The 26,197-nt window shown below is 64.2% G+C and carries 17 protein-coding genes; 6 read left to right on the top strand and 11 right to left on the bottom strand.

What is annotated here, in order from left to right; all coding sequences use genetic code 11:
* Positions 1 to 61: 61 nt before the first annotated feature.
* Entirely contained in the window at positions 62 to 865 is an 804-nt protein-coding gene (locus RDW26_RS07260; RefSeq protein ID WP_307983077.1) for an ABC transporter ATP-binding protein, read from the top strand.
* A 10-nt stretch (positions 866 to 875) separates the two neighbouring features.
* The gene (locus RDW26_RS07255) at positions 876 to 3,590 is read left to right on the top strand and encodes an FtsX-like permease family protein (RefSeq protein ID WP_307983076.1); all 2,715 of its coding nucleotides are present in this window, start codon (positions 876 to 878) and stop codon (positions 3,588 to 3,590) included.
* Between the two features lie 262 nt (positions 3,591 to 3,852).
* Here the strand turns inward: RDW26_RS07255 and RDW26_RS07250 are convergent, their stop codons facing one another.
* Positions 3,853 to 5,391 (bottom strand): MFS transporter, encoded by a 1,539-nt coding sequence (locus RDW26_RS07250; protein ID WP_307983075.1) that lies wholly within the window; start codon positions 5,389 to 5,391, stop codon positions 3,853 to 3,855.
* Between the two features lie 1,128 nt (positions 5,392 to 6,519).
* On the opposite strand from RDW26_RS07250, the gene RDW26_RS07245 reads away from it, so the two are divergent.
* Together RDW26_RS07245 and RDW26_RS07240 are read left to right on the top strand one after the other, a co-directional pair.
* Positions 6,520 to 7,392 carry an NAD(P)-dependent oxidoreductase gene (locus RDW26_RS07245; protein WP_307983074.1) on the top strand — a complete coding sequence of 291 codons (873 nt, stop codon included), beginning with the start codon at positions 6,520 to 6,522 and terminating at the stop codon, positions 7,390 to 7,392.
* A 9-nt stretch (positions 7,393 to 7,401) separates the two neighbouring features.
* Positions 7,402 to 8,742, top strand: coding sequence for a dicarboxylate/amino acid:cation symporter (locus RDW26_RS07240; protein ID WP_307983073.1), 1,341 nt, complete (start codon positions 7,402 to 7,404; stop codon positions 8,740 to 8,742).
* A gap of 112 nt (positions 8,743 to 8,854) precedes the next feature.
* Here RDW26_RS07240 and feoB read toward each other — a convergent pair whose 3' ends face one another.
* From feoB to RDW26_RS07200, 8 genes are all read right to left on the bottom strand, one after another.
* Entirely contained in the window at positions 8,855 to 11,446 is a 2,592-nt protein-coding gene (gene feoB, locus RDW26_RS07235; protein WP_307983072.1) for a ferrous iron transport protein B, read from the bottom strand.
* 252 nt (positions 11,447 to 11,698) lie between these two features.
* Positions 11,699 to 12,787 carry a 4Fe-4S binding protein gene (locus tag RDW26_RS07230; protein ID WP_307983071.1) on the bottom strand — a complete coding sequence of 363 codons (1,089 nt, stop codon included), beginning with the start codon at positions 12,785 to 12,787 and terminating at the stop codon, positions 11,699 to 11,701.
* 3 nt (positions 12,788 to 12,790) lie between these two features.
* Positions 12,791 to 13,390, bottom strand: coding sequence for a 4Fe-4S dicluster domain-containing protein (locus RDW26_RS07225; RefSeq protein WP_307983070.1), 600 nt, complete (start codon positions 13,388 to 13,390; stop codon positions 12,791 to 12,793).
* A 235-nt stretch (positions 13,391 to 13,625) separates the two neighbouring features.
* Positions 13,626 to 14,369: a molecular chaperone TorD family protein gene (locus RDW26_RS07220; protein WP_307983069.1), complete on the bottom strand. Its 744-nt coding sequence runs from the start codon at positions 14,367 to 14,369 to the stop codon at positions 13,626 to 13,628.
* Positions 14,370 to 14,792: 423 nt separating this feature from the next.
* Complete coding sequence (locus RDW26_RS07215) at positions 14,793 to 15,599, bottom strand: DmsC/YnfH family molybdoenzyme membrane anchor subunit (protein ID WP_307983068.1); 807 nt, start codon at positions 15,597 to 15,599, stop codon at positions 14,793 to 14,795.
* 3 nt (positions 15,600 to 15,602) lie between these two features.
* Complete coding sequence (locus RDW26_RS07210; protein WP_281624626.1) at positions 15,603 to 16,238, bottom strand: 4Fe-4S dicluster domain-containing protein; 636 nt, start codon at positions 16,236 to 16,238, stop codon at positions 15,603 to 15,605.
* On the bottom strand, positions 16,235 to 19,285 hold the full coding sequence (locus RDW26_RS07205; RefSeq protein ID WP_307983067.1) for a molybdopterin-dependent oxidoreductase: 3,051 nt from the start codon (positions 19,283 to 19,285) through the stop codon (positions 16,235 to 16,237). The genes RDW26_RS07210 and RDW26_RS07205 overlap by 4 nt, the downstream gene beginning before the upstream one ends.
* Before the next feature lie 253 nt (positions 19,286 to 19,538).
* On the bottom strand, positions 19,539 to 20,411 hold the full coding sequence (locus RDW26_RS07200) for a hypothetical protein (RefSeq protein ID WP_307983066.1): 873 nt from the start codon (positions 20,409 to 20,411) through the stop codon (positions 19,539 to 19,541).
* A 304-nt stretch (positions 20,412 to 20,715) separates the two neighbouring features.
* On the opposite strand from RDW26_RS07200, the gene RDW26_RS07195 reads away from it, so the two are divergent.
* Positions 20,716 to 22,281, top strand: coding sequence for a helix-turn-helix transcriptional regulator (locus tag RDW26_RS07195; protein WP_307983065.1), 1,566 nt, complete (start codon positions 20,716 to 20,718; stop codon positions 22,279 to 22,281).
* 90 nt (positions 22,282 to 22,371) lie between these two features.
* Complete coding sequence (locus RDW26_RS07190; RefSeq protein WP_307983064.1) at positions 22,372 to 23,322, top strand: SPFH domain-containing protein; 951 nt, start codon at positions 22,372 to 22,374, stop codon at positions 23,320 to 23,322.
* Positions 23,323 to 24,052: 730 nt separating this feature from the next.
* On the opposite strand, the gene RDW26_RS07185 is transcribed toward RDW26_RS07190, so the two are convergent.
* The gene (locus RDW26_RS07185) at positions 24,053 to 24,529 is read right to left on the bottom strand and encodes a hypothetical protein (protein ID WP_307983063.1); all 477 of its coding nucleotides are present in this window, start codon (positions 24,527 to 24,529) and stop codon (positions 24,053 to 24,055) included.
* Between the two features lie 426 nt (positions 24,530 to 24,955).
* Positions 24,956 to 26,119, bottom strand: coding sequence for a lactaldehyde reductase (gene fucO / locus RDW26_RS07180; protein ID WP_307983062.1), 1,164 nt, complete (start codon positions 26,117 to 26,119; stop codon positions 24,956 to 24,958).
* Positions 26,120 to 26,197 lie beyond the last annotated feature (78 nt).

The raw sequence follows: 26,197 nt of genomic DNA, 5'->3' as shown, positions 1-26,197 counted from the left end.
GCACCTGAAAGCATTCGATATTCGGCTCCCAAATGCAACAACTAAAAGATAGGAGCACCACATGGGAACGGACCCCGCAAACAGCGCGAACTCCACGGCAACCGACGCACCCGGGGCGGCGTACGCCGCATCCGCCGCCACCGCCGATACCGCCTCCTCCCCCACGCCCTACCTGCAAGTCCGCGACCTGTGCAAGCACTACGGCGAAGGCGAGGCGCGCACCACGGTGCTGCACGACGTCACCACCACCGTCAACAAAGGCGAGATTTGCGTGCTGCTCGGCCCATCGGGCAGCGGCAAATCGACGTTTTTGAACCTGGTGGGTGGCCTGGAGGCGTCCGATAGCGGCTCGATAAACGTGGGCGGCACGGAGCTGACCAGCCTGACGTCCAAGCAACTGGGCGAGTATCGCCGCGACAAGCTCGGCTTCGTCTTCCAGTTCTACAACCTGGTGCCCGACCTGACCATTCGAGAGAATATCGAGGTCACGGCGCATCTTTCCGCAAACTCCCTCCCCATAGACGATCTGCTGCGCTCGCTTGGGCTCTACGAGCATCGCGCGAAGTTCCCCCGCCAAGTCTCGGGCGGGCAACAGCAGCGCTGCGCCATCGGCCGCGCGCTGGTGAAGAATCCCGGGCTTTTGCTGTGCGACGAGCCCACCGGCGCACTTGATTACCAGACGTCGAAGGAAATCCTGGAGCTGATGGAGAACGTGAACCGCGATTACGGGTGCACCGTGGTCATCGTCACGCACAACGACGCGATCAAGCACATGGCGCACCGCGTGCTGCGCCTGCGCGACGGCAAGCTGGCCGAGGACACGGCGAACGTCGAGCGCATGGCCGCGCGCGACCTGACCTGGTAGGAGGCGCGCCATGGCATCGCCTTTGCGCAAGCGCTTCCCGCGCGAGCTGAAAAACAACCTGGGGAAATACCTGGGCATCTTCCTGCTGATGTCCGTAACCATCGCGCTGACGTCGGGCTTTTTGCTGGCAGCGCACTCCATCGCCGTCATCATCGACGACATGCCCGAGCAATACTCGATCGAGGACGTGCGCTTCACCACCGCCTTCGAGGCCACCGACGAGCAGCTGAACGCTGTCGCCGACGCGGCACGCGATGGCGGCGCGGGAGACGCCAAAGTCTTCCGTAACTGGTCCTTCGACGCCGACTTCGACCATGCGCAAGGCGACGACGGCCGCGACCGCACGCTGCGCGTCTACCAGCACCGCACCCAGGTCGACCTGGCCGCATACGCCGAGGGGCGCGTGCCCGAGGCAGCCGACGAGGTGGCCATCGACCGCGTGTTCGCCACGAACAACGACATAAGCGTCGGCGAGGAGGTGGAGCTGTTCGGCCAGCGCTTCACCGTGTGCGGCATCATGACGACCTCCGATAACCAAGCGCTGTTCCAGAGCAACTCCGATTTCACGGTGAACACGCTGACGTTCGGCGTGGCCGAGGTTTCCGAAAGCGGTTTCGCGGCGCTTGAGACCACGGGGCATCAGCCGGCGTATACGTACTCGGTGCGTTTCACCGATCGCGACTTGACCGTGGCGCAACGAACCGATGCCGAGAAGGACATGGTTCGCGCGCTCTCCGATACCGGGGCGACCGTGGACGACCTGACCGACTCGAGCGCGAATCAGGGCATCGGCTACGCCGCCGACGACGTTGCGGGCGACTCCACCATGTGGGGCGTGCTTCTGTATATGATCATCGCCATCATGGCGTTCGTGTTCGTGGTGCTGACGTCGGGCACCATCGAGGAGGAAAGCGCCATCATCGGCACGCTGCTGGCCAGCGGATATCGTCGCCGCGAGCTGGTGGCGCACTACCTGGCGCTGCCCGCGGCGGTGGGTATCGCGGCCGCCGTGGTGGGCAACGTGGCCGGCTATACCCTGATGAGCGAGCCGATGCGCAACCTGTATTACGGCAGTTACAGCCTGCCTCCCTACCACGCCACCTGGAGCTGGAGCGTGTTCGCGCAAACCACCGCGCTGCCCGTGGCAACGCTGGTGGGCATCACGTTGCTAGGGCTTTTGCGCAAGATGGGCCACACCCCGCTGGAGTTTTTGCGCCACGAGACCAGCAAGGGCGGCGTGAAACGCGGTTTTGCCCTGCCCGAACGCCTGAGCTTCACCACGCGCTTCCGCCTGCGCGTGTTCTTGCGCAACCTGGGCAACTTCGCCACCCTGTTCGTCGGCATCGGGTTCGCCAGCATGCTGCTGCTGTTCTCGCTGGCCATTTTGCCCACCATGACGCACTACGCCGAGAACCTGCACAACAACGTGGTGGCCGAGCACATGTACACGCTGAAGGCGCCGCTGGAGCTGGACGGCACGCAAGCCGACCGCGAGGCGTGGACCGCCATCGACGAGCTGCAAGGCGTGGAAGGCGACAAGCTGACCGCCGTGGAGGATGCGGGAGCTGCACTCGAGGATTCGGGCGATGCGTTGCAAACCGCCGCCGACAAGCTTCAGGATGCCGCAACGGCGCTTGCCGCGGCACCTTCCGCAGACGCCATGCAGACCGCGCAAGATGCGCAAGATGACCTTGCCCGCGCGCGGGACGCGTTTAACGCAGCGCAGGATTCATTCTATAAGAAAGTCGATTCGGTAGCCGCTGACCTGGGTAAATCGCGCGATGAGGTGTTGGACATGGTCGAGAAGTCCGCCGACATCGATGCGGATTCCGACAACGTCCACCCCGTGAACACCGTGGACAACGGGGCGGGGAAGATCGCGCAGGCCGAGAAGTACGCCGTATATTCGCTGGATTACGACCGCGGCGAGGACTCGGGCACGGAGACGATCGCCGTGTACGGCGTGCCCGAGGGTTCACGCTATTGGGACGGCCTTGCCGTGGGCGACGGGCGCGTGGTGTTCGGCAACGGGCTGATCGACAAATTCGGCTTCGCCGACGGGCAGGCAGTCAGCCTGTACGACAAGTATGAGGACGGAACACGCGAGGTGACCTACGAGGGCGACGCGTACACCTGGGGGACGAAGTCCGACATGGCCGTGTACATGAGCCTCGACGACTTCAACCGCTTCTTCGGAAACGACGCCGGGTACTTCAACGGATACGCCTCCGATCAGGCGCTTGACCTGGACGCTCGCTACCTTGCCAGCGACCTGACTCCCTCGAGCATGGATGCCATCGGCGAGCAGTTCGTGGGCATGATGGACGATATGATCGGTATGCTGATGGGGCTTTCCGTGTTCATCTTCCTGGTGTTCATATACCTGCTGACGAAATCGGTGATCGACCGCTCCGCGCGCTCGATCAGCTACATGAAGGTGTTCGGCTACCGCGATTCCGAAATCAGCCGCCTGTACGTACGCTCCATCACGCTGACGGTTGCCGTGTCGCTGGTAGTATGCCAACCGCTGATCATCGGCGGATTGACGCTGCTTTTCCGCGCCATGCTGCTCGCTTACAACGGCAACATCGAGATCTACGTGCCGATGACGGCGATCGCGCAGGTCATCGCCATCGGGTTCGCAACGTACCTGGCGGTAGCGCTGCTGCACATCCGCCGTATCAAGCGCGTGCCCTTGGCGCTGGCGCTGAAGGTGCAGGAGTAGCAGGCGAAGGGGCTTGTGCGTTAGCGGCTGCCGTCGGATGCGAGGGAAGGCCGGCGGGGCCGCGGCAAACGGCGGCGCGCCCCTTCCTATATGGGCAACGCCCCTGCGAGCCGAAGAGGCTTGCAGGGGCGTTGCCCATTTCGCACGCTTTTGCGGGCCCGCAATCCGCTGATCCCGCCTCCACAGCTCGCGAGTTTCGCGATTTTGCGCGCTTTTGCGCTTCCGCAAACTCGAGGGTCTTGCCGCGTGGCGTTTCGCTCCCTTACCGCTCGAAGTCGACGTCCTTGCTTTCGCGGAAGAAGGCCAGCGCCACAAGGGCGACCAGGGCCATGCCGCCCAGGTACCAGCCGAGCGACTGGATGCCGAAGTTCATGACCAGGGCCGATGCGATCGTCGGGGCGAACGCGCCGCCGGTGATGGCCGCCAGGTTGTAGCTCAGGCCGGCTCCGGAGTAGCGCACCTTCGCGGGGAACAGCTCGGGCAGATAGCTGCCGCAAGGGCCGAAGATCGTGCCCATGCAGGCGAAGCCGACGCACAGGAACACCATCACGGACAGCACGCTATGAGCGGCCAGCAGCATGGGCGCCACCAGGGCGAACAACACGGTGCACACGTTGCCGACCACCAAGACGGGCTTGCGGCCGCGCTTATCGGCGGTCAGGCAGCCGACCAAGATGAACCCAGCGAAGAAGAACACGGAGATCATCTGCATACCCAGGTACTGCTGCTGTGTGAAGCCCAGCGTGGACACGCCGTAGGACAGCGACCAGGTGCCTAGCACGTAGAACAGCGTGTAGGTGATGCTCATCGTGCAGGTGCCGAGCACAAGACGGCGCCAATGATGGACCAGGTCGCGCAGCGGAGTCTTCGTCGTGCGGTTCTCAGCGGCGGCCTTTTGGAAGACGGGCGTCTCGCTCATGCGCATGCGCACGACCAGGCCGACGATCACGAGCAGGCACGAAAGCAGGAACGGGATGCGCCAGCCCCAGGCGACCATCGCGTCAACAGGCAGCAGCGTATCGAGCAGCAGGTTCACACCGTACGCGCAGAAGAACCCGATGGGCGCGCCGAGATTCGGGAAGCTGCCGAACAGCGCGCGCTTATCGGCCGGGGCGTTCTCGGTGGCCACCAGCGCGGCGCCGGACCACTCGCCGGCAAGGCCCAAGCCCTGGCAGGCGCGGCAGACGCACAGCAGCACGACTGCCGCAGGACCGAGCACGTCGTATCCGGGCAGCAGGCCGACGCAAAACGTTGCAGTGCCCATGAGCATCAGGGCTGCGACCAGGGTTTTCTTACGACCGAGGCGGTCGCCGAAGTGGCCAAACAGCAGGCTGCCGAACGGGCGGGCCAGGAAGCTCACTGCGAAGGTGACGAACGCCAGCAGCGTGGCGAGCACCGGGTCGGACTTAGCGACGTCGGTGAAGAAGATGAGGCCGAAGTAGCTGGCCGCGGCAATGGAGTAGCAGTAATTGTCGTAGAACTCGATGGCCGTGCCGACCATGGATGCGACCATGACCTCAAGGGTGGAGTCGCGTTTGACCTGCGGCTTTGCGGCAACTGCAGTTGCCGGGGACGCAACACCGGCGGTAGCGGCTGCAGGGGTCTGACAAACAGCCAGCTTGACGGATGAGGTTTCCGCGTATGCGGGCGCGGGTGCGGGTGCTGCCGGGGCGCCGGCCAAAGCCGGCTTCACGCCCAGCTGTGGCATGCTTGCCAGGGGGTTTGCGCCGCGCAGCTGCCCGTTCGCCCCCTTCGCCTTCCCCCTACCGAACAGGGGCTTTCGCTGTTGCTGATCGTTCATTTTCCTTGCCTTTCCTTTCCTGCCGCGTTGCCGGTTGGCAGCGCGGCACGTGCGGTCGATGACCGGCCCCGCAAGCGAACGTTGCTTGGGAAAAACGGAAGGCTTGGGCAAAAGACCAGGTGGGAAAGCCATAAGACGGAAGGCGAAACACATCAGGCAAAATGCCGGCGCCGCAGGACACGGCGCAAAAAAAGCCAGAGGCCGTTTTTCTCAAACAGCCTCCGGCTTGAAGAACCATCAGCTGCCCGTTTAGGGTTCGGGCAGCTGAAATGCAACCCGGACCCTACATAATGGAGCTGATAATTCGGATATCCAGATTGGTGCAGGTCATCATGTTTCCTAACGTTTGCGGGCCGCGGCGAAACCGCAAAACCCTGCTTTGTGCGCCAAAACGACGCGATTTGCGAAGCGCAAAAGCGCTCGCCCGAACGCCCGTTGCGTTCGATGGGCCTATATTCGCACTCCGCCGAAAAACGTCAACCCAAGCCGCGCCCATCGTCACAGAGTCTTGACATTTCCGACTACGCAGGTGGGGTTTTGGGCTTCGCGGGCAGTCCCGACGCTTTGGGCTGACGTTCAAATGCGTTTCGAGGTCCGGTGTTCCCAGCCGCCGTCCTGACACTTAGGGGACGTAGCGGGTCGCCTTGATCGCGCGGGCGAAGTTCTGGGCGGTTTCGTAGGCTGCAGAGCTGGACGTCGATGATGCGGAAGCTTCTGACCTGGGATTATGTCGCGGCTGATAGCGCGAACCACGGCGGAGAGCCGGAAAACCGCCCAGAACCCCGGAAGGACGTCAAATTCTGGTCCGTTTCCTGCAAAACGGGCCAGAACTCGGGGGGGGGGTCGCGGCACTGGAGAGGAGCGGAGCCCAAGCCGTCAGCCGGGAAGCAGGCCCAAAGTGCCCGCTTCCCCCTTCGTCCCCTCAGCCTGTTTCGCCCCGACTCGCTCCCCTTTCGCCTCCTCTTCGCCAGCCGGTTCCTTTTCCGACTGGTCCGATTGCAATTTACTGCGAAACGGCTGCTGCGCTGGGGCTTCGGGAGCGGTAGAATAGGCAGGCTTACCACTTACCCCTTGCGCGACGCTCCTTCCGCAGGCGCCGCGCGCAGCACATCCGGAAGGAGGCGCCCTATGAAAATGGGTCCTCAGGACACCGTGTGGATCACCGGCGCGGCGGGGCGAATGGGCCAGGCAATCGAGCATTTCCTGGACCACAGCCGCTATAAGGTCATGACCAGCGACATCGAGATCGACGTGTCGAACCTGCACGAAGTGTTGAACTTCGCCGAATCGTACCGCCCCGACTTCGTCATCAACTGCGCGGCACTGGCCAGCCGCACCGAGGCCGACGAGAACCCCGACAAGGCCTACAAGGTCAACACCCTTGGCGCGCGCAACCTGGCCATCGCCAGCAACAACGTCGGCGCCACCATGGTGCACCTGTCCACCGACGACCTGTTCCCCGAGAACGCCGACCGCGCGTTCAATGAGTTCGACACCACGAACCCGCCGCACGTGTACGGCAAGTCCAAGCAGGCCGGCGAGCGCTTCGTCAACGAGCTGAACCAGCACCACATCATCGTGCGCTCCAGCTGGGTCTACACCGCCCGCCCCGACGACCTGCTCGGCCGCGCGCTGCTGGCAAGCTCCCAGGGCAAGACGGTGCCCGTGCCCGCGAACCAGTTCGCCTGCCCCACGTCGGTTGACACGTTCGCCAAGTTCGTCATCGCCGCCATGGAGTCCGACGAGTTCGGCACGTTCCATGCCGCATGCACGGGCGTGACCAGCCGTTTCGAGTTCTTCGAGCGCGCGTTCGCCCTGGCCGGCCAGCCTACCGGCAACCTGCGCGGCACCGCCAACCCCTGGCAGGGCTACCGCATCGAGCTTGACGACATGATGACCCGCCTCACCGGCGTCTACGAGTTCCCCACCTGGGAAGACGACCTTGCGGCGTTCGCCGCCGAGCATGACCTTGCCGCGCTGACCCGCGGCGCGCAGGAATAGGAGGGGCGCGTGTCTACCGAGATCAACATGGGCGAAAAGCCCAAGCGCCTGCATATCGGGCTGACGGGATCCATCCTCATCGCGCTTGGCCTGGGCCTTTTGTGCGGCGTCATCTTCCATTACCTGGTGCCCGCGGGCACGGTGCGCGACGACGTGTTCGTCAACGGCATCTTCTATATTGTCGGCCAGGGCTTCATCCGCCTGATGCAGATGCTCGTGGTGCCGCTGGTGTTCTGCTCCATCGTGTGCGGCGCGTCGTCCATCGGCGACACGAAGACGCTCGGCACCATCGGCCTGAAGACGCTGGCGTTCTACCTGTGCACCACCGCGCTGGCCGTCACCGTGGCGCTGACCATCGGCAACCTGATCAACCCCGGCCGCGGCGTGGATATGTCCAGCATGGTGGCATCCGACACCTCCGCCCTGTCGGGCAGCGCCAACACCGACGTGTCGTTCACCGACACCCTGCTCAACATCATCCCGAAGAACCCCATCCAGGCGCTGGCCTCGGGCGATATGCTGGCCATCATCTTCTTTGCGCTGTTCGTGGGCATCATCCTGTCCACCATGGGCCGCAAGGTCGAAGTGGTTCACCGCTTCTTCGAGCAGTTCAACGACATCATGATGAAGATGACCTCCATGGTCATGTACGTGGCCCCCATCGGCGTGTTCTGCCTGCTGGCGCGCACGTTCGCCAACATCGGCTTCGACGCGTTCCTTCCCATGGTGAAGTACATGCTGGGCGTTTTGCTGGCACTGGCCGTGCAGTGCCTGGTGGTGTACATGGTGCTGCTGACGGTGTTCGCGCGCATCAACCCGGTGAAGTTCCTGAAGAAGTTCGTGTCGGTGATGATGTTCGCGTTCTCCACCGCAACGTCGAACGCCACCATCCCGTTGAACATCGAGACGCTGGAGAAGAAGATGGGCGTCGACCGCCGCATCTCGTCGTTCACCATCCCGCTGGGCGCTACCATCAACATGGACGGCACCTCCATCATGCAGGGCGTTGCCGTGGTGTTCACCGCGCAGCTGTTCGGCGTGCAGCTGGGGCCGGTTGAGTACGCCACCGTCATCGCCACCGCCACGCTGGCGTCAATCGGCACGGCGGGCGTCCCGTCGGTCGGCCTGATCACGCTGTCGATGGTGTTCAACTCCGTCGGCTTGCCGCTTGAGGGCATCGCGCTGATCATGGGCATCGATCGTATCCTGGACATGACGCGCACCGCCGTGAACATCACCGGCGACGCCGTGTGCACCACCATCGTGGCCAAGCGCGCCGGGCGCATGGACGCCGACGTGTTCAACGACCCGAACGCCGGCCGCGAGCTCGACGACGTGAAAGCTGCGTAGCGAGCGATTTACCGTTCGGTTGAGTTTACCTCGTATGCGAAATCGCCCCGCCTCCAGTGGAGACGGGGCGATTTTTTGTGCTTGGGTGGAAGCAGGGAGCAACTTCCCTGCCTTAATGGCAGCAGCCGCTGGAGTTCTTGCAGCTGGCGGGGCAGGTTTTGCAGCCTACTTTCAGCTCGCCGTCAGTGCGCTGGTGCTTCAGGTACACGCCGATGCCCACCGCGATAACCGCGGCCGCGACCAGGCCCGGCAGGCTGAACGCGTCTGCGATCCCGCCCGTGACCAGCAAACCCGCTAGATACACCGCGAACGAGACCACCCAGGCGATGCCGCACTGCAAAAGCACCATCTCGAGCGCCGCGCGTGCGCCGCCCTGCTCGCTGCGCACGGTGGCAATGGCCGCCACGCACGGCGTGTACAGCAGCACGAACGCCAAAAACGCCATGGCCGTCACCGGCGTGAACAGCATGGTGAGGTCCACGCCCTCGCCCATGACCTGCGTCAGCGTGGACACCACGCTCTCCTTCGCCATGAAGCCCGTCATGAGAGCCGTTGCCGCGCGCCAATCGCCGAAGCCCAGCGGCGCGAACAGCGGGGCAATCAACCCGCCGATGCCCGCGAGCAGGCTGGCGTCGACGTCGTCGACCACGTTCAGACGCGCGTCGAACGTCTGTAAAAACCAGATGACCACGCACGCGGCGAGCACCACGGTGAACGCCTTCTTCACAAAGCCCTTCGCCTTATCCCATACCAGACGCGCCACGCTTTTCGCGGCGGGCAGGCGGTAGTTCGGCAGTTCCATCACGAACGGCACGGGCTGGCCGCGGAAACGCGCGCGTTTGAGCACGGCCGCGAACGAGATGCCCACCACCACGCCGAACGCGTACAGGCCGATCATGACCACCGGCTGCAGCGCGCGCGGGAAGAACGCGCCCACGAGCAGGGCATATATGGGCAGCTTCGCGCTGCAGCTCATGAACGGCACCAACATGGTGGTCATTTTGCGATCGCGTTCGCTCGACAGCGTGCGCGTGGCCATGATCGACGGCACCGAGCAGCCGAAGCCCATGAGCAGCGGCACGATGGAGCGCCCGGACAGGCCGATCTTGCGCATGGGGCGGTCCATGACGAACGCCACGCGCGCCATGTAGCCCGAGTCCTCAAGGATGGACAGGAAGAAGAACAGCGTGACGATGGTGGGCAAAAAGCCGATAACCGCGCCCACGCCGGCGCCGATGCCGTCGACCAGCAACGATTGTGCCACGGGGTTGAGGCCCCACGCCTCGCAACCGGCGGCCAACGCCTCGAGGGCTGCGTCGACGCCGGCGCCCACCAGGTCGGAAAGCGCGGCGCCCACGACGCTGAACGTAAGCACGAACACCGCTGCCATAATGGCGAAAAAGCACGGGATGCCGGTATAACGCCCGGTCAGAAGCTTGTCGACGGAAACGCTGCGCTTGTGTTCGCGGCTTTCATGCGGGCGGACCACGGTGTTGGCGCACAGGTTCGCCAGGAAGGCGAAGCGCATGTTGGCGAGCGCCGCCTCGGCGTCCATGCCGGCGTCGGCCTCCATGGCGGCCGCCAGCTCGCGCACCGACGAGACGGCGGATTCCGGCAGGTCGAGCTTGCGTGCGATCAGCTCGTCGCCCTCGACCATCTTCGTGGCGGCGAAGCGCGCAGGGACGGACGCTTGCCCGGCGTACGGCTCGATGATGTGCGCCGTGGCGTGGATGCAGCGATGCACCGCGCCGAGCGGGTCATGCTCTTGCGCGCTTGCGGGGCAGAAGTCGATGCGGCCGGGCGCCTCGTCGAAGCGCGCCACGTGCAGGGCGTGGTCGACCAGCTCGTCGACGCCCTCGTTCTTCGCCGCTGAAATGGGCACCACGGGAATGCCCAGCTCAGCCTCGAGCTCGTTCACGCGCACGGTGCCGCCGTTGGCTTCGACCTCGTCCATCATGTTGAGCGCCAGCACCATGGGGATGCCCAGCTCCATGATTTGCATGGTCAGGTACAGGTTGCGCTCGATGTTGGTGCCGTCGACGATGTTGATGATGCCGTCGGGCTTTTCGTCGAGCAGGAAGTCGCGCGTGACGATCTCCTCGTTGGAGTACGGCGACAGCGAGTACACGCCCGGCAGGTCGGTGACGGTGGCCTCAGCGTGCCCGCGGATGGTGCCGTCCTTGCGGTCGACCGTGACGCCCGGGAAGTTGCCGACGTGCTGGTTCGCGCCCGTGAGCTGGTTGAACAGCGTGGTTTTGCCGCAGTTCTGGTTGCCCACCAGCGCGAAGGTGAGCGGACCGGTCTTCGCGGCGGCGCGGCGCGCGTGGGCGCGGTACGCCTCCTCGGCCGGACCGAACTCGCCGAGACCGGGGTGCGGCAGCGGGGCGCGGTCGGCACGGGCCGAGGGCGCGGCGGCGGTGCCGGCGGCCTGCAATCGCGCGGCATCGACGCCGGTCAGGGCGTCGGGGTGGTCTTGCAAGTCGAGCGCCCGGACGTGCACGTTGTCGGCTTCGCTCAAGCGCAGCGTCAGCTCGTAGCCGCGCACCGTCACCTGGATGGGGTCGCCCATGGGGGCCGCCTTCTGCAGCGTGACCACCGCATTGGGCGTAAGCCCCATATCCAGTAAATGACGGCGAACGGAACCTTCGCCGTGCACAGCCTCGACCACGCCCGCCTGTCCGCGCGCAAGTTCGCTCAGCAGCATGTATTCCCCCATATCAGCGCGGCGTTTCCCATCCGACGACCGCGCATGTTTCTCTCGTCTGCCATCCATGATAAGCCGCGCCGCGGAGCAGACCCGCGCAGGGCGTCGTTTTCACGGAACCGACGAAAGCAGGTGGGGCGGCAGGCGCGCGGGGATACGCGTCGCTTGTTCGCCAGCGCATCCGCTGAGCGCAAGCTATGCGCCGCGAAGCACGCGGGGCAATGCGAACTTGCAGGGCGAACTGGCCGCCGACTACTTCAGCAGCTTGATGCTGATGGCCTTGGCCGGGCAGGCCTCCACGCACTTGCCGCATTTCGAGCACTCGGGGATGCGGCCCGAATGCGGGTCGAGCTGCTCGGGGCAGGCATCGACGCATGCATGGCAATCCACGCCGCGGCTACGCAGGCATACATCGGCCTTGACCCGCGGCCGCAGCGTGACGTTGAGGTTCGACAGCAGGCTGACCAGCGCGCTGATCGGGCAGATCTTGCTGCACCATTTGCGCAGCACGGTAACCTCCGCGATCAGGATGATCGGGAAGATGATGAGCGCCCAAGAAGGCTCGTTGAACTGCACCAGATTCCACAGCCCGATGATGGTCGCAAACGTCAAGCCGACCGGGCAGATGAGGCAAAACACCGGGAAGCCGAACACGGCAGCGGAAGCCAACGTCCCCACCAGCACCGCATGGCGGCTATCCAACTGCACGCCGTCGCGCGCACCTCCCACCGGGGCCAGCGCCTTCGCGCACGCCGCCGCACCCGCGCACGCGGCGCATGCGGATGGTGAGCAAGCCGCCTGCTTCCCCGCGGGTTCAACAGCTTGCGCCGCGCTAAAAGCCAACGGCTTCGCCTGGGCAGAACCCGCATCAGGGTTGCCGCAAGAAGCCGGGATATCGTACCCAGGGACGCTCGATTCCGACGCCTCGCGTCCGGCATCGCCCTTCGCCCAGGAATCAAGCCCTGCCCCGCCCTTTGCCGGGACATCGTGCCCGGCACCGCCCTTCGCCTCGCCACGTTTTCTCGGACGGAAGAACTTCTGCAGCCACGGGACGGGGCACATCCAGGCGCAGAACGCTTTGCCCACGAGGGCGATCAGAACCACGACCAGCACAAACAGCAGAAAGGCATGCAGCATGACGCCCTTTGCGCCCGCCATGGTCTCGAGGGCGCCCAACGGGCAAATGGCCGAAATCTGTTGAATGCCGAACGCCGAGGGCGTGCCGATTCCCACGCGAAACGCCATGCCCGCCAGCGCGAACCCCACGCACGCGAACGCAACCCAGCCCCGCGCTGTGCGGAAGCGGGACTTTTTGGGCGCGCTGTTTTCCTTATCGCTCATCGCCTATGCCTCCTTCCCTGCTGCGCGCACGTTGATGCCGCGGTCGGTGCCGCCGGCGAACGCGAGGTAGCTGTTCGACGGGCATGCGTTCTCGCACGCGCCGCATCCGTTGCATTTCGCCTGGTCGACGATGGGTCGATTCGCATCATCGAGCGTGATGGCCCCATACGGGCACGCGTCGACGCACACCTGGCAGCCGCCTTGCAACCACGCGATACAGCGTTCGCGGTCCACGACCGCGATGCCGATGACCTGCGCCGGATCGTGCGCGCCCGCGATCGAACCCGCCGGGCACACATCCTCGCAAATCCCGCAAAAGTCGCATGCACCGCGATGGAAATCCATGATGGGCGTCCGCCAGTTGAGCACGCCGTCCTCGAGCACGCCCGTGCGCAGGCAACGCTGTGGGCAGGCCGTTTCGCAACGGTTGCACTTCAAGCAGGTGGCGCGGAAATGCGCCTCGTCCTGCGCGCCGGGAGGACGCAAAAGCCCCCGGTCCTCGCCTTCAAGCGCGTATGCCACGCCGCCGACCGTAAACATGCTAGCCACGGCGCCGGCACCGACCAGCACCCCGCGACGCGTGATGCTCGGCTGATCGCCCATAACCCTATCCTTTCTCGTCTTACGGCCGCACCCCCCACGGCCTCTTTCCGCAGCTTGCCCCGACGTGAACAGGTGAACAGGGGACGGAGGTGTGTTCACGGCGATGCGCCGGACCCTCCGGAGGCAAACGCGCGAACACACCTCCGTCCCCTGTTCACGCTCCCCGATTCCCGCAGCGAACTTGACGACAGCAGCCCACCCGCACTTGCGAGCGTCAACCATCAGGCGAAACGCGCTACGCAGCCTGCTTGTCCGCCAGGCCTTGCAGCACCTCGAGCTCGTCGGCGACGACCTCGGTCTCTATATGCACGAACCCGCGCGTCACCTTCGCAACTCCGCGATAGAAACGGGTCTCGGCCACGTCGAGCACGGCATCGCACAGATCGTCGATCCAGCTAAGTTGATGCAACCGGTGAAAATCGGAGACCGTTTCGGCAAGCGCCTGAGCACGCGCAAAATCGCCCGTCAAGAGCGCGGCGTTCGTGCGCTCGATGACCGTCGCCAAAAACTCGAACTCGAACGACACATGATCCTCGGGCACATGCAAATCTGCCTGCGGCTGGATGCCCTGCTCGCAATACATCTTGTAGACATCGTCGCGCGCCTCCTGCATCATGAGCCCGAGCTGACTGGTGAACACGCTTTCGAACGGCGTGGCGGCGAACGTCTCATAATTCCCCGCCGCCAGGAACGTGTGCGCGTAATCGCAGGCCAGCGCCTGGCGCGTGCCGGAATTCACATGGCGAAGATAGCGGCGCATGTCGTTATAACCCTCGGCGATGAGGTCGTCGTCGCCGTCCATTCCGGCGAAATCCATACCCGCCAGATGCTCGACCTGTTCCTGCGTCAGCTCGCGGAAGAACAGCTCGCCCAGCATGCGGTAGTACGCCGCACGCCCAGCGTTTACCTCGATGAGCTGGGAAATCAGCTGATCGCGCTCTTCCTGCTGCTGCACCTGCACCGCGTTACCGTCGGTCATGATCGCCCCTTTCTGCCGAAGCGCCCGTTTGTCTTCGGGCGCTCACGTCCATTGCCGCCCCGCGCGAACGGGCAAACCGTGCGCAAGAGCCGAGTATCGATTTTCGTTAGCCGCGTCGCGGACACGGCCCGTTGCCACGCTCGATGCGCTCGCGGTTCGCATTCGCCGGAGGAAGGGAGGGAGATGGGGAGAGGCGAATACGAACCGCGAATACATCAGGAGGAAAAGCCCGAAGGGACGCTTACACGTCGGGTGAACAGGGGTGAACAGGGGACGGAGGTGTGTTCACGGGAATGCGCCGCGTTCCCAAAAGGCTAACGTGAACACACCTCCGTCCCCTGTTCACGGCGCCCCGGTTGGCCTCCGGGCCGCTCGCTGGGCGAACCGGCCGGGGAAGGGAATCCCCCTCCCCCGGCCTTGCGCTTACAGCACGTTCAGGAACAGGTTCGCGATCGGGACCGTGATCAGCCACATGATGCAGCGGTAGGACACCGCGCCCACGAATGCGCAGGCCAGCGAGCCGCCCGCCATAGCCATCAAGCTCTCGGGCTTCTTGCCGAGCAGCGCGCCGCATGCGGCCGGCACCACGCCGGCGCCCAGCACCGCCACTACCAGCAGCGCCCACTGCACGCCATCGGCGGGGCCCGCCCACAACACGTAGGCGGCAGCACCCACCGCGGCCAGCACGCCGCCGACCAGCAGCGCACGACCGTACGGCGCAACATCGGCGTCCTTTGCCTTAGCGGTAACTACCACCAGGTAGGCGGCGATGCCCTCGGGCACTGCGGTCAGCAGATAGCCCAGCGGCAGCAGCTGGCTACACCAGTTCGGGCGCGCCTCCATCAGGTAGGACTCGCCCGCCATGAAGCTCAGCAGCACGCCGAGCACCGCGCCGATGACGGCGATGGCCTTGCGGGCGGACGCACCGGCACCGCGCTTGACCAGCACCAGGTACACCGCCACGCACACGCACAGGCAGCCCACCAGCAGCGCCTCGGTGAAGATGCCCGACGTCGGGTGGCTCAGGGCGCCCATGATGCGGCCGGGGTGCGACAGGTGCGTCACGGAAGCCAGACCGCCAACGACCGCGATCACCAGTGCCGCCACAGCCGCGGGAAACGCCGCGGCCTTCGCACGGCCGAGGAACTCATCGGCGGCGACGCATGCGAACATGCAGCCGCCCATGCCGGTCAGGGCCGTGAACAAAACCAGGGACCATTGGATCTCCATGCCTTACGCCTCCTTCGCGAACCACGCGGCGTCCTGCGCGTCGGACGCCGGCTTGATGGCGTCCACGTCGTGCCACGTGGCGATCTTGTCCGACAGGATGTAGCGCGTCAGCGGCTTGTTGCCGGCATCGTGCAGGGTGTGCACGCTTGCCGGATCGGCTGCCGCCACGGCCTTCGACACGTCGGAGCTCGGGTCGTCCAGGTCACCATAGAAGCGGGCGTTCGCGCAGCACGCGGCCACGCACGCGGGCTCCTGGCCGGCGCTGGTCAGCTGGCCGCACAGGGTGCACTTCTCGACGGCCTTCTCCTTGGTGTTCCACGAACGAACGCCATAGGGGCAGGCCATCATGCAGTACTTGCAGCCGATGCACTTCTCCTTGTCCACCAGCACCTTGCCGTCGGCGTCGCGGTAGCTCGCGCCGGTCGGGCACACGTGCACGCAGGGCGCGTCCTCGCACTGCTGGCACTGCACGGGCAGCCAATACTGCTCCAGGTCGGGGAAGGTCCCGTGCGGGCCGATCTGCAGCACGCGGTTCCAGTACTCGCCCAAGGCGATGCCGTTCTCGTTCTTGCAGGCCACCTCGCACGCGTGGCAGCCGATGCATTTATCCAGGTCAACAACTAAGCAATTGCGGCTCATTTGGTGTAAAACGCTCCTCCCGTGTTTTCCGTGGGCTCAGGTATCCAGGGTTCGAAGTCGGTCGGCTCGTACCAGATGCCCTCCGGGCGCTGCGCCTTGGCAACCTTGACGTGGATGCCGCGCAGGGTGTAGGTGCCGAACTCGGGGTTGAAGTAGCCCGTGTTCTTCGTCAGCACGTTCATGTTCTCCGTGGTCCATGACTTGCGGCCATCGGAGCCGTCTTCCAAGAACTCGGGGTTCCAGAAGCGCTCCATGTACACGGTGCCCTCCGCGATGCCCTTCGTCACGCGCGCCACGGCGAAGATGCCGTCCTTGACGACGCTCTGGCCGTTAGCCGTCAGCTCCTCGCCGGGGGCGAACTCGCTCGGGCCGAACTTCGCGTCCTTGCCGCCTGCCATGACCGTATCGGTGGACAGGCCCGTGGTGATGTCGCGGAACACGTCCTTGCCGTCGGTGCGCGGGCTCTTGATGTTCACCCAGTCGCCGTCGACGATGCCGTACTTGCCGGCGTTTTCCGGGGAGATCCACAGCTCGGGAGCCGGATACAGCTCGCGCAGGTAGGGGTTGTTGCGCAGCGTGCCGTGATGGAAGTACGGGATGCGGCCCTCGGTCAGGCGCAGCGGGTACTCGTCGCCGTATTCGGACTGGTCCTCGGGCGTGAAGTAGTACGGCATGGGGTTGTAGTCCACCACCGCGGCGGGCATGTCGAACTTCTCGTTGCCGTGACGGCCCAGGTAGAGCATGGTGTCGGCGTACGGACCGCACTTCTTCGGATTGTCCTTGATGTCGCGGGCCGCCGTGGAGAAGCCGGTGTAGGTGACCTTGCCGTCATCGGCGCCGGAGCCTTCCATACCCGGATCGACCTTACCTGCAACGCCGGCACCGGCGTTGACCTGGCAGTATCCGTCATACGTGGTGCCGCCCCAGTACTCGTCGTCTTCCGCCCACTTCATGGGGAAGGCCTCCATGGCCTGCTCCATGGTGGTGACGGACTTATCGCCGCCCTGCTGGGCGACCCAATCCCAGTACTCGTTGATGGTCTTCCAGTACGCAGGCACCATGGGGCTGCCGATCTTCTCGTCGTCCATGCACGCCTCCATGTTGGCGTCGTAGAGCTCCGAGCTGGGGTCGGACATGGCCTCGGCGATCTTGCCCCACATCATGATCTCGTCGGCGGCCTCGAACAGGTTCGTCACCGGCTTGCGCATGAGGTTGACGTTCAAGCGGTTCTGCGCGAACGCGTTCTCCAGCCACTCGCACACGGGGAACACGATGTCGGCGGCCTCGGTGGTGAAGCTGGTCGGGTACATGTAGCCGTGCACGATCAGGTCGAACTTCGGGAACGCATCGACCCAGGAGCTGGAGTTGCCCAGCGCGGCCATCTTGTTGCCGGAGCGCTCGATCCACACCTTCGGCTGGTACGGTTCGCCGGTGAGCACGGCGGAGAGCACCGTGGGGATGTGGGAGTGCATCCAGCCGCCAAGGCCCTTGTGCTCGCAATAGCCGAGGCGCTCGAGGATGGCGTCGTTGGTCTGGAACTCGTACGTCGTGTCCCCGATGAATCCGGAGGGGAAGATGGTGGACTCGCAGCTGGTCAGGCCCTTCGAGCCCTGCCCGCCCACCTTGTTGGCCGGGCAGCCGCTGTGCCACAGGTGCGCGGTCATGCAATCGAGCGCCGCGGCGCCGATGGCGGCCTGCGCCGAACCCGGGTACATGTCGGTAGCAACGCCCAGGGAGATGCCGCCGTGCGCGCTCGAGCAGTACAGCTCGATGGCCTCGATGATCTTCTCCTTCTTGCAGCCGGTGATCTCGGCCACGGTGTCCAAGTCGAAGTCGGCACAACGGTCCTTGTAGGCCTCGAACGCGGTCTTGCACGTGATGGTGGAGCCGTCCTTGAGCTTCACATCCACGGTGCCGAACATCTGCGGGTGGTACGTGCCGTCGTTGTCCGGGCCCAGGGCGAACGCCTTCGTGACCTCGCCCTTCTCGGTGTCGAAGTACACGTAGCCCTCGTTGGTGGCGTCGACGTCGTCGAACACGGCCGACGCGCGCAGCAGCTGGCCGTCCTTGGTGATGTCCTCGGCGATGGGCGGCAGACTGACGTTGTCGCGCGGATCAACCAAGAACGGGAGGTTCGTCCACTGCTCGCAGAAGGTCTCGTAACCGGGGATCTTCTCGTAGAGCTTGTTCTCGATGATGTAGTGCATCCAACCGAGCATCATGGCCATGTCGGTGCCGGGCTTGATGGGCAGCCACACGTCGGCCTTGCTGGCGTCGGCAGTGAAGCGCGGATCGACGACGACGGTCTTGCAGCCGTTGTCACGCAGCTCGGCCACGCAACGGCCGGAGGTGGAAGGCGAGTGCCACGCCGGGCCGGTGCCCCAGATGACGTAGACTTCCGTCAGCCCACCGTACTTGGCCGGCTTGTACAGCTCCGAGCAGCCGGAGTCGGCGATCGAGGTATCGCCGATGCCGTTGACCAGCGGCATGGTGAAGTTACGCGGCAGGTAGCACTGCGCGCAGCCGGGCTCGAACACGTTGCCGGCGCCCCAGAAGTTGCGGAAACGCGGCGGGCTGAAGAACTGCGGGTTGCCACCGCCGCCGGTGGTGCACAGAAGGCCGTGCTTGCCGGTCTTGTCGCGCATGTCGATCATGTGCTGGGCCACGGTTTTCGCCGCCTCATCCCAGCTGATGCGCTCCCACTGGTTGCCGGGCTTGGCGCCCACGCGCTTCATAGGGTACTTGTTGCGGTTGGGGTGGTACAGCGCCTGGATGCCCGACAGGCCCTTCGGGCACATGCGGCCCTTCGACATCGGGTCGATGGAATCGCCCCTCAGCTTGATGACGCGGCCGTTGCTCACCGTGGCGATGACGCCGCAGTTGGCGATACAGGCTCGGCAGGACGTGCGAACCTCGTGCACGTCGTTGTCGGCCCATGCCTTGTCGCTCGGTGCCATGTTGTGAGCGGCGCCCAGCCCCAGCGCGCCAACCGCGCCGGTGACCGCTGCCGTCTTCATGAACGAGCGACGTGTCATAGTCGTAGACAAAGCTTCCTCCTCCTTTTGATCCTTGCTTACTCGTCTATTGCGATAGGCAGCGGGTTTCTCCTGCTGCCATATTGCTTTTCGGGTGGGGTGGGTGAACAGGGGACGGAGGTGTGTTCACAATGGCCGTTTGGGAGTGCGACGCATCTACGTGAACACACCTCCGTCCCCTGTTCACGTGGGGCCGCGAGCCGATCGGCGGGCTGGCGGGAGTTCCCAGCGCGCCCGCAACCAGCCGCCTCGCCGGCGGATGCGGTTATGCGGTTGCCTGTTCGCGTTTGTGGGCTTGCAGCATGCGCTTGCCCGCGTCGGTTGCGACCCAGGCGCCGCGCCACACGAGCGCGCCGGCCTTGTCGAGCTTATCGACGTAGAAGTCGGGCGAAAGCTTGTGATGATCGGCCACGATGTCTTGCGACAAGCCGGGAGTGGTCTTGAAGAGCGCCTCGATTTCCGGGAATTTGCGCGGTTGCGTGCAGAAATCGAGCACGGCGAAATAGGTGTCGCGGCGATGCGGACGCAGGGAAAGCTGCGCCTCGATGCGACGCTCGGGCGCCAGCAGGCGCACGGTTTCGACGCCGGCGCCGGTGGCCTGGATGCGGTACGTGGCGATCAGGTCGTCGGCCTCGTCTTCGGAAAGGTTCGCCAGCTGCTCCTCGGCGATGGGGCTGCCTTCGCCATCGAGCGGCGTTTGCGAAAGGCCGCCGGCATCGATGAGCATCTGGATCATGGAGAACGGCGTCTGCATGATGTGGCTGTAGATGAACTCGTCGGTCTGAGCGATGAAGTCCTCTACCTCTGTGAACTCATGGGGCTGCTGGCAGAACGCCAGCGTCTTGTACAGCGCTTCGCGCAACGCGTTCTGCGAGCCGACGCACATGACCACCGCGTTCACGCGATCAGCGAACGTGGGCGCGTCGGGAAGCTCGTATTCGGCATCCGCGCCCGCACCCTGCGCGATGGCGGCGGGGTCGACGGCAGCAGCGCCCGCGCCCGAGGCGATGGTGGGCTTGCGATCGCCGAAGCTGTCGGCTTCGGGTTCGCGCACATCCATCAGATAGCCGCCTTCCGCATACTTCTCGTAGCTCGACGGAACCTCGAACCTCGGCAGCGGCTTGTTCTTGATATTCATGATGACCCCCTCGTCTCGGAACGGTCACCACCTTACGTTTTCCGCAAAACCCCAGCTACGTCACTAGTTAACGATGTTGATACCGCTGTATGGTCAGTTGTTAACTAGTCGAATATGGACGTAGGGGTTTAGAATAGGTAGACGAAGAAGGGGGCACGTGAACAGGGGACGGAGGTGTGTTCACGGCGGAATCTCGGGTTCCCAAGGGCCTAACACGTGAACACACCTCCGTCCCCTGTTCGCCCGGTGGCGTCACACCTTCTTCCGGTCAACAACACGAAAGCCAATCGGGAATCGGGGGGATATGGCAATTCGCGAACAGGACGACACAACGCAGAACCAGCGCGCGCAAGGGAAGGCGACCGCGAGCGTTTCCGAGCGATTCTCGACGGCGCTTGCGTCCATCGACCGGCAGGCGCCCAGCTTGACGTATCTGGGCCTGGGCTGCTGGATCGCGTGGAACACCATCGCGTTCTCCGGATCGTTCTGGCTGCACGAGACCGACAACAGCAACATCACCGAGAACCTCATGCTCGTGCACCTGCTGGCATGCTTCATCACGCTGTCGCTCGTCGCGCTGTTCGCCGACCGCTTCTCCAAATGGGTCGCGAAGAACCGGACCACGTTCATCGGCGGCCTTGTGGCAGCTGTGGGCACACTCCTCATCTGCAACGCGCGTAGCGAAGTGCTGGGCGCAGCCGTCCCCCACTCCGCGCTCACCGTGCTGTTCAACTCCGGCTGCGTGCTCTCAGGCATCGGCACCACCATGCTGTTCGTACGCGCCGCCGCCCTGTTCGGCACGCTGCCGCCCCACCGCGCGCTCTACCGGCTGGCCGAATGCACGCTATTTTCGATTGCCATCTACTTCGTGTTGAACGGCTGCCCGCAGCCGATCGCCGTCGCAGCGTTCATCGCACTGCCCGTGATAGGGGCGGCGCTCTTCTGCATACGCCGCAAGGACGTGCGCGGCGAGAAACAGGTGCTCGCCACTCCGGTGAAGCTGACGCGCAGATTCTGGGTGCTGCTCGCCTCCATCGGCCTGTGCTCCACGGCGCTTGAGCTGATTCGCGCATATGTGCTGATCAGCGTGCCGCCTATGTACGCTATCGGCGCGAACGTGGTTTCGCAGCTCATCGAGGTCCCGCTCATGATCGCCATCATGGCCGCCGTGCTGCTCGCGAAATCCCGACGCGACGGATTCGCCAAAATGTACTCCGTTGCCGCCTGTGCGCTGACGGTGCTCATCGTGTGCATCGCTATGTTCTCCTTGAACACGCCCGCCGTGGCGTCGGGCGCCTGGGTAGTGTGCACGTGCTACAACATGGTGGTGTGGGCCATGCTGTATTACCTGGTGTATCAGTGGCGCGGCGGCGCGCTGCGCATCGTGGCGTTCGGCAATGCGGCGTTGTCGGGCGGCACGCTCGTGGCAAGTCTTTTGGCCATGGCGTATCAAGCGTCGCACATCTCGGAAAACGCGATGAAGGCCATCATCGCCCTGATCGGCGTGGCTGTGCTCATCGATGTGCTGTTCGTCTTCTCCGAGAAGCAGATCAACGGCATGCTGCTGCCCGTGGACGAGGGCGGCGCGGACTCGGCGAACGATGCTTCGGGTATCGGCGCAGCTAGGCAACCGGGCCGATGGAAGCTTGCTTGCGAGGAAGTCGCGCGCGCCGCGGGCCTGTCCGCCCGTGAAACCGAGGTGTTCCTTGGCCTGGCGCGCGGCCGGACCGCCCAAGAGATCGCCGACCGCGAAGTGGTGTCGATCTACACCATCCGAGCCCACACCCGCAGCATCTACGCCAAGCTGGACGTGCACAGCAAGAAAGAGCTCACGGCGCTCGTACAAAAGCAGGTCGACCAGGCAGGATAAAGCATTCGCGAACGAGACGTGCGCGAGATTTTACGTTGCCGGGCGCCCCTATCCGGTAGAATCAGCTCATCCAAGCAGAAAGGAAGCACCATGATCGTACTTACCCTGCTCATCCTGTTCGTCATCGCTGCCGTCGGGTCCGCGGTCGCCGGCTCACCGATGCTGTTCGTCGTGCGGCAACAGGAGGCGTCCATCATCGAGCGCCTCGGCAAGTTCAACCGCATCGTGCAGCCGGGCCTCCACTTCCTGATCCCAATCATCGAGCGCCGCGCCGCCGAGGTCAACCTGCGCACGCAGGAGGCGCGCTACTCGCTCAACGGCAAGACCAAGGACAACGTGACCATCGGCACGGCGGTCTCGGTCCAGTTCCGCGTCGACCAGATGCCCGCCCAGACCGTCGAGCAGTCGGGCGTTTACCGCAGCTACTACATCCTGAGCAACCCCATCGACCAGATGGAAAGCTACATCGCCGACGCGCTGCGCTCGGCCATCCCCAGCTACACGCTTGACGAGGTGTTCGACAACAAGGACCTCATCGCACAGAACGTGAAGGACTCCGTGACGGAGCTCATGGCGGGCTACGGCTACGACATCATCACCACGCTCATCACCGACATCGAGCTGCCGAAGGACGTCGAGCGCTCAATGAACGCGATCAACTCCGCGCAGCGCGACCAGGAGGCGGCGAAGGCGCTTGCCGAGGCCGAGCGCACCAAGACCGTCGTGGCGGCGCGCGCCCAGGCCGAGGCCATGGAGCAGACGGGCATCGGCATCGCGAACCAGCGCAAGGCCATCGCCGACGGCATCGCCGCATCGCTCGACGTGATCAAGTCCTCCGGCGTGTCCGCGAAGGAGGCGAACGACCTGTTCACGTACACCCAGTGGGTGGAGATGATGGGGTCGTTCGCCGAATCCGGCAAGGCCTCGACCATCCTGCTCCCGTCAGGCTTCGAGGGTTCCTCCTCGATCCTCCCGGACATCCTTGCAGCGCAAGCCGCCCAGCAGAAACCCGAGGGCGAAGGCAACCCGTTCGAGGCCTAAGCCAAACCCGGATTCGATCCGCCCAAGGGCCACCGAAATGCACTGCAGCCCACATGAGAATCGTTAACAAACGAGAAGGGGTCGGCCCCGGAGTTTTTCCGGGGCCAACCCCTAGTAGGTTATGCCTTTATCGCAGCCATTCTGGTCTTGCACCAGCGCCTCGGCTCGGGGCTAGCGCCAACAACCTTACGCCATGACCTTGCGGAACATGTCGACCACCTGGGCGTGATCTGCTTCGCAAAGCTGCAAGTTGCCGGCTGTCGGTTGCCGCAGACGGCGAACAGGGGACGGAGGTGTGTTCACGCTAACCCTTCGGGAGCGCAACGCGCTGTCGTGAACACACCTCCGTCCCCTGTTCGCCCGACGCCCCTCGTTCGCCTGACGCGTTTGCTGTCCGCGCTTTGAAGCACGCAAGAGCACCCCAAAGCTAATCTCGCCCGACGGACGCGACCCTTCGAGGGCAACACGCTTGGTAAAAGACCGCGTGATGGACAAAAAACCGAGCGTTGCACCGACACGACCCGGATTGGAGCCGAATCCGGGTCTCGATGCGGCGAAATCGACCTTGAACGCCGCATTTGCTGCCCAACTGCACACGGGTACCCTATCGAACCCTCCCGCAGTTGCGCATCTCTCGCATTTTCGGCCACGAGCACCGCAGACACCCCCGGAAGCGCCGCACCACCCTGTTCACCCAAACACAAGCGGCACCGCGAAACCCTTCCGCAGCCTATAGCGCCAGCGTAATGAACTCGCCCACGAGGGTTCCTTCCTTGTCGCAGGTAATGGCTCGATAGCGAAAATCCACAACGCTGCCAACATCGATACCATCGAGCGTAAGCTTTACTTGCTCGAAGCGCTCATCGAAATTGAAGCGATATTCTCCGCCTTGCTCAAGACCATAAGAATCCTCTGACGTTATGCGAATGCACGCAATGAGCGCGGCGGCGTCCAAAGACGTCACAACCCCTTTACCATGAAAGACCACATCGTCGATACCGCCAACCATATCGTCGGATTGCGGAACGCTTCCCCTTTTCGATTGTGCATCTTCGGCGTCAAAGACCGAGAACGTAGGCGACGCTGAGCGATCCATTTTCTGAAGATGCGGAACCACCCAAAAGCATGCTCCCATCAGCAAGAGCACGATTGCAACGACCACCGCAACCTCAATTGCCCATTCAAGCATGTTGCCGTTCTTGCGCATGTCGCCTCCTTCAATTGGGGGGCTTCAGCATAGCAAACGCACAGCTATGCCCAAGATTGCCGAAATGACTTCATCGACGAACGGTTTCTCCTGGTAATTGGCACGCCCCATAGCGAAAAGGACATCTTGGGCCGCAAAGCGGAAACCCGCGCCGCGCCGCAAAACCCCAAAGCAGCACCAGACCGAGCTCGATATCGAACATGCAGCTCGAACAAGCACATCGTGGCGACCCCACCGACGCACCACCGTGACGTCATCGGCGCCCACACCGCTTCGCCGCCAAAAAAGGGCCAGCAACTCGAAACGAGTTGCTGGCCCTTACCGTCGCTCAAACTGCTGGCCCTTTGGCGGCGTACTCACGCTCTCCTGCGTTTACGACCCTTCGCGCGCAGTCTTATCCATGAGGCCGCACCCGGAAACGCAACCTTACGCCATCACCTTGCGGAACAGGTCGACCACCTGGGCGTGGTCGGCTTCGCGGGGATTGCCCGGGAAGCAGGCGTCGGCCATGGCGTCGGTTGCCAGCTGCTCGAGGTCTTCCGCCACCAAACCGTTGCAAGTGTGCGGAATCTCCACGTCAGCGGACAGCTGGCGCACGGCGGCGATGGCCGCATCGGCGGCCTCTTCCGTGCTCATACCCGCAACGTCGACGCCCATAGCGCGCGCCACGTCAACCAGACGCTCGGCGCACACCGGCTTGTTGAACTCCATGGCCACTGGCAACAGCATTGCGCACGCCACGCCGTGCGGCGTGTCGTAGTGCGCCGACAGCGTATGCGCCATGGCATGATCGATGCCCAGGCCGACGTTGGAGAAGCCCATGCCGGCGACGTACTGGCCAAGCGCCATGCCCTCGCGGCCGGCGCCCGGCTTGCCCGACTTCGCCTCGGCGTATGCCGCGCGCAGGTTCTTCGAGATCAGCTCGATGGCCTTCAGATGGAACATGTCGGACAGCTCCCACGCGCCCTTCGTGGTGTAGCCCTCGATGGCGTGCGTGAGCGCGTCCATGCCCGTGGCCGCGGTCAGGCCCGCCGGCATGCTGGCCATCATGTCGGGGTCGACCACCGCCACGTCGGGGATATCGTTGACGTCGACGCACACGAACTTGCGCACCTTTTCCGGGTCGGTGATCACATAGTTGATGGTGACCTCGGCTGCCGTGCCCGCCGTGGTGGGGACGGCGATGGTGAACGTGGCGTGGTTCTTCGTGGGCGCGACGCCTTCAAGCGAGACCACGTCGGCGAACTCGGGGTTCTCCGCGATGATGCCGATGCCCTTGGCGGTATCCATAGCCGAACCGCCGCCCACGGCGACGATCATGTCGGCGCCGGAAGCCTTGAACGCAGCCACGCCGTCCTGCACGTTTTTGATGGTGGGGTTGGGCTTGATCTGGTCGTAGAGCTCCCACGGGATGCCTGCCTCGTCGAGCTTAGCCGTCACCTTGCCCGTGACGCCGAATCTCACCAGGTCAGGGTCGGAGCACACGAACGCCTTCGCGAAGCCGCGGCGCGCGATTTCGCCGGGAATCTCCCCGATCGCACCGGCACCGTGATACGAGATGTTGTTGAGCACGAAACGATTGACCGCCATGGCGGCACCCCCTTCACATGAGCGGACTTTGCGGTTTCCCCTGACGAAGCCCGCACCGTTACAGCTATTGTCAGTGTA

The organism is uncultured Senegalimassilia sp., assembly GCF_902464545.1.
In the GTDB taxonomy this organism is placed as follows: Bacteria; Actinomycetota; Coriobacteriia; order Coriobacteriales; family Eggerthellaceae; genus Senegalimassilia.
Note: the sequence above shows the minus strand (reverse complement) of the source record. Positions and strands in the feature narration are given on the sequence as shown.

Bases quoted from the DNA above. Each gene is read 5' to 3' on its own strand.
- RDW26_RS07260 (WP_307983077.1), top strand. From the start codon at position 62: ATGGGAACGGACCCCGCAAACAGCGCGAACTCCACGGCAACCGACGCA.
- RDW26_RS07255 (WP_307983076.1), top strand. From the start codon at position 876: ATGGCATCGCCTTTGCGCAAGCGCTTCCCGCGCGAGCTGAAAAACAAC.
- RDW26_RS07250 (WP_307983075.1), bottom strand. From the start codon at position 5,391: ATGAACGATCAGCAACAGCGAAAGCCCCTGTTCGGTAGGGGGAAGGCG.
- RDW26_RS07245 (WP_307983074.1), top strand. From the start codon at position 6,520: ATGAAAATGGGTCCTCAGGACACCGTGTGGATCACCGGCGCGGCGGGG.
- feoB (WP_307983072.1), bottom strand. From the start codon at position 11,446: ATGCTGCTGAGCGAACTTGCGCGCGGACAGGCGGGCGTGGTCGAGGCT.
- RDW26_RS07230 (WP_307983071.1), bottom strand. From the start codon at position 12,787: ATGAGCGATAAGGAAAACAGCGCGCCCAAAAAGTCCCGCTTCCGCACA.
- RDW26_RS07225 (WP_307983070.1), bottom strand. From the start codon at position 13,390: ATGGGCGATCAGCCGAGCATCACGCGTCGCGGGGTGCTGGTCGGTGCC.
- RDW26_RS07220 (WP_307983069.1), bottom strand. From the start codon at position 14,369: ATGACCGACGGTAACGCGGTGCAGGTGCAGCAGCAGGAAGAGCGCGAT.
- RDW26_RS07215 (WP_307983068.1), bottom strand. From the start codon at position 15,599: ATGGAGATCCAATGGTCCCTGGTTTTGTTCACGGCCCTGACCGGCATG.
- RDW26_RS07210 (WP_281624626.1), bottom strand. From the start codon at position 16,238: ATGAGCCGCAATTGCTTAGTTGTTGACCTGGATAAATGCATCGGCTGC.
- RDW26_RS07200 (WP_307983066.1), bottom strand. From the start codon at position 20,411: ATGAATATCAAGAACAAGCCGCTGCCGAGGTTCGAGGTTCCGTCGAGC.
- RDW26_RS07195 (WP_307983065.1), top strand. From the start codon at position 20,716: ATGGCAATTCGCGAACAGGACGACACAACGCAGAACCAGCGCGCGCAA.
- RDW26_RS07190 (WP_307983064.1), top strand. From the start codon at position 22,372: ATGATCGTACTTACCCTGCTCATCCTGTTCGTCATCGCTGCCGTCGGG.
- RDW26_RS07185 (WP_307983063.1), bottom strand. From the start codon at position 24,529: ATGCGCAAGAACGGCAACATGCTTGAATGGGCAATTGAGGTTGCGGTG.
- fucO (WP_307983062.1), bottom strand. From the start codon at position 26,119: ATGGCGGTCAATCGTTTCGTGCTCAACAACATCTCGTATCACGGTGCC.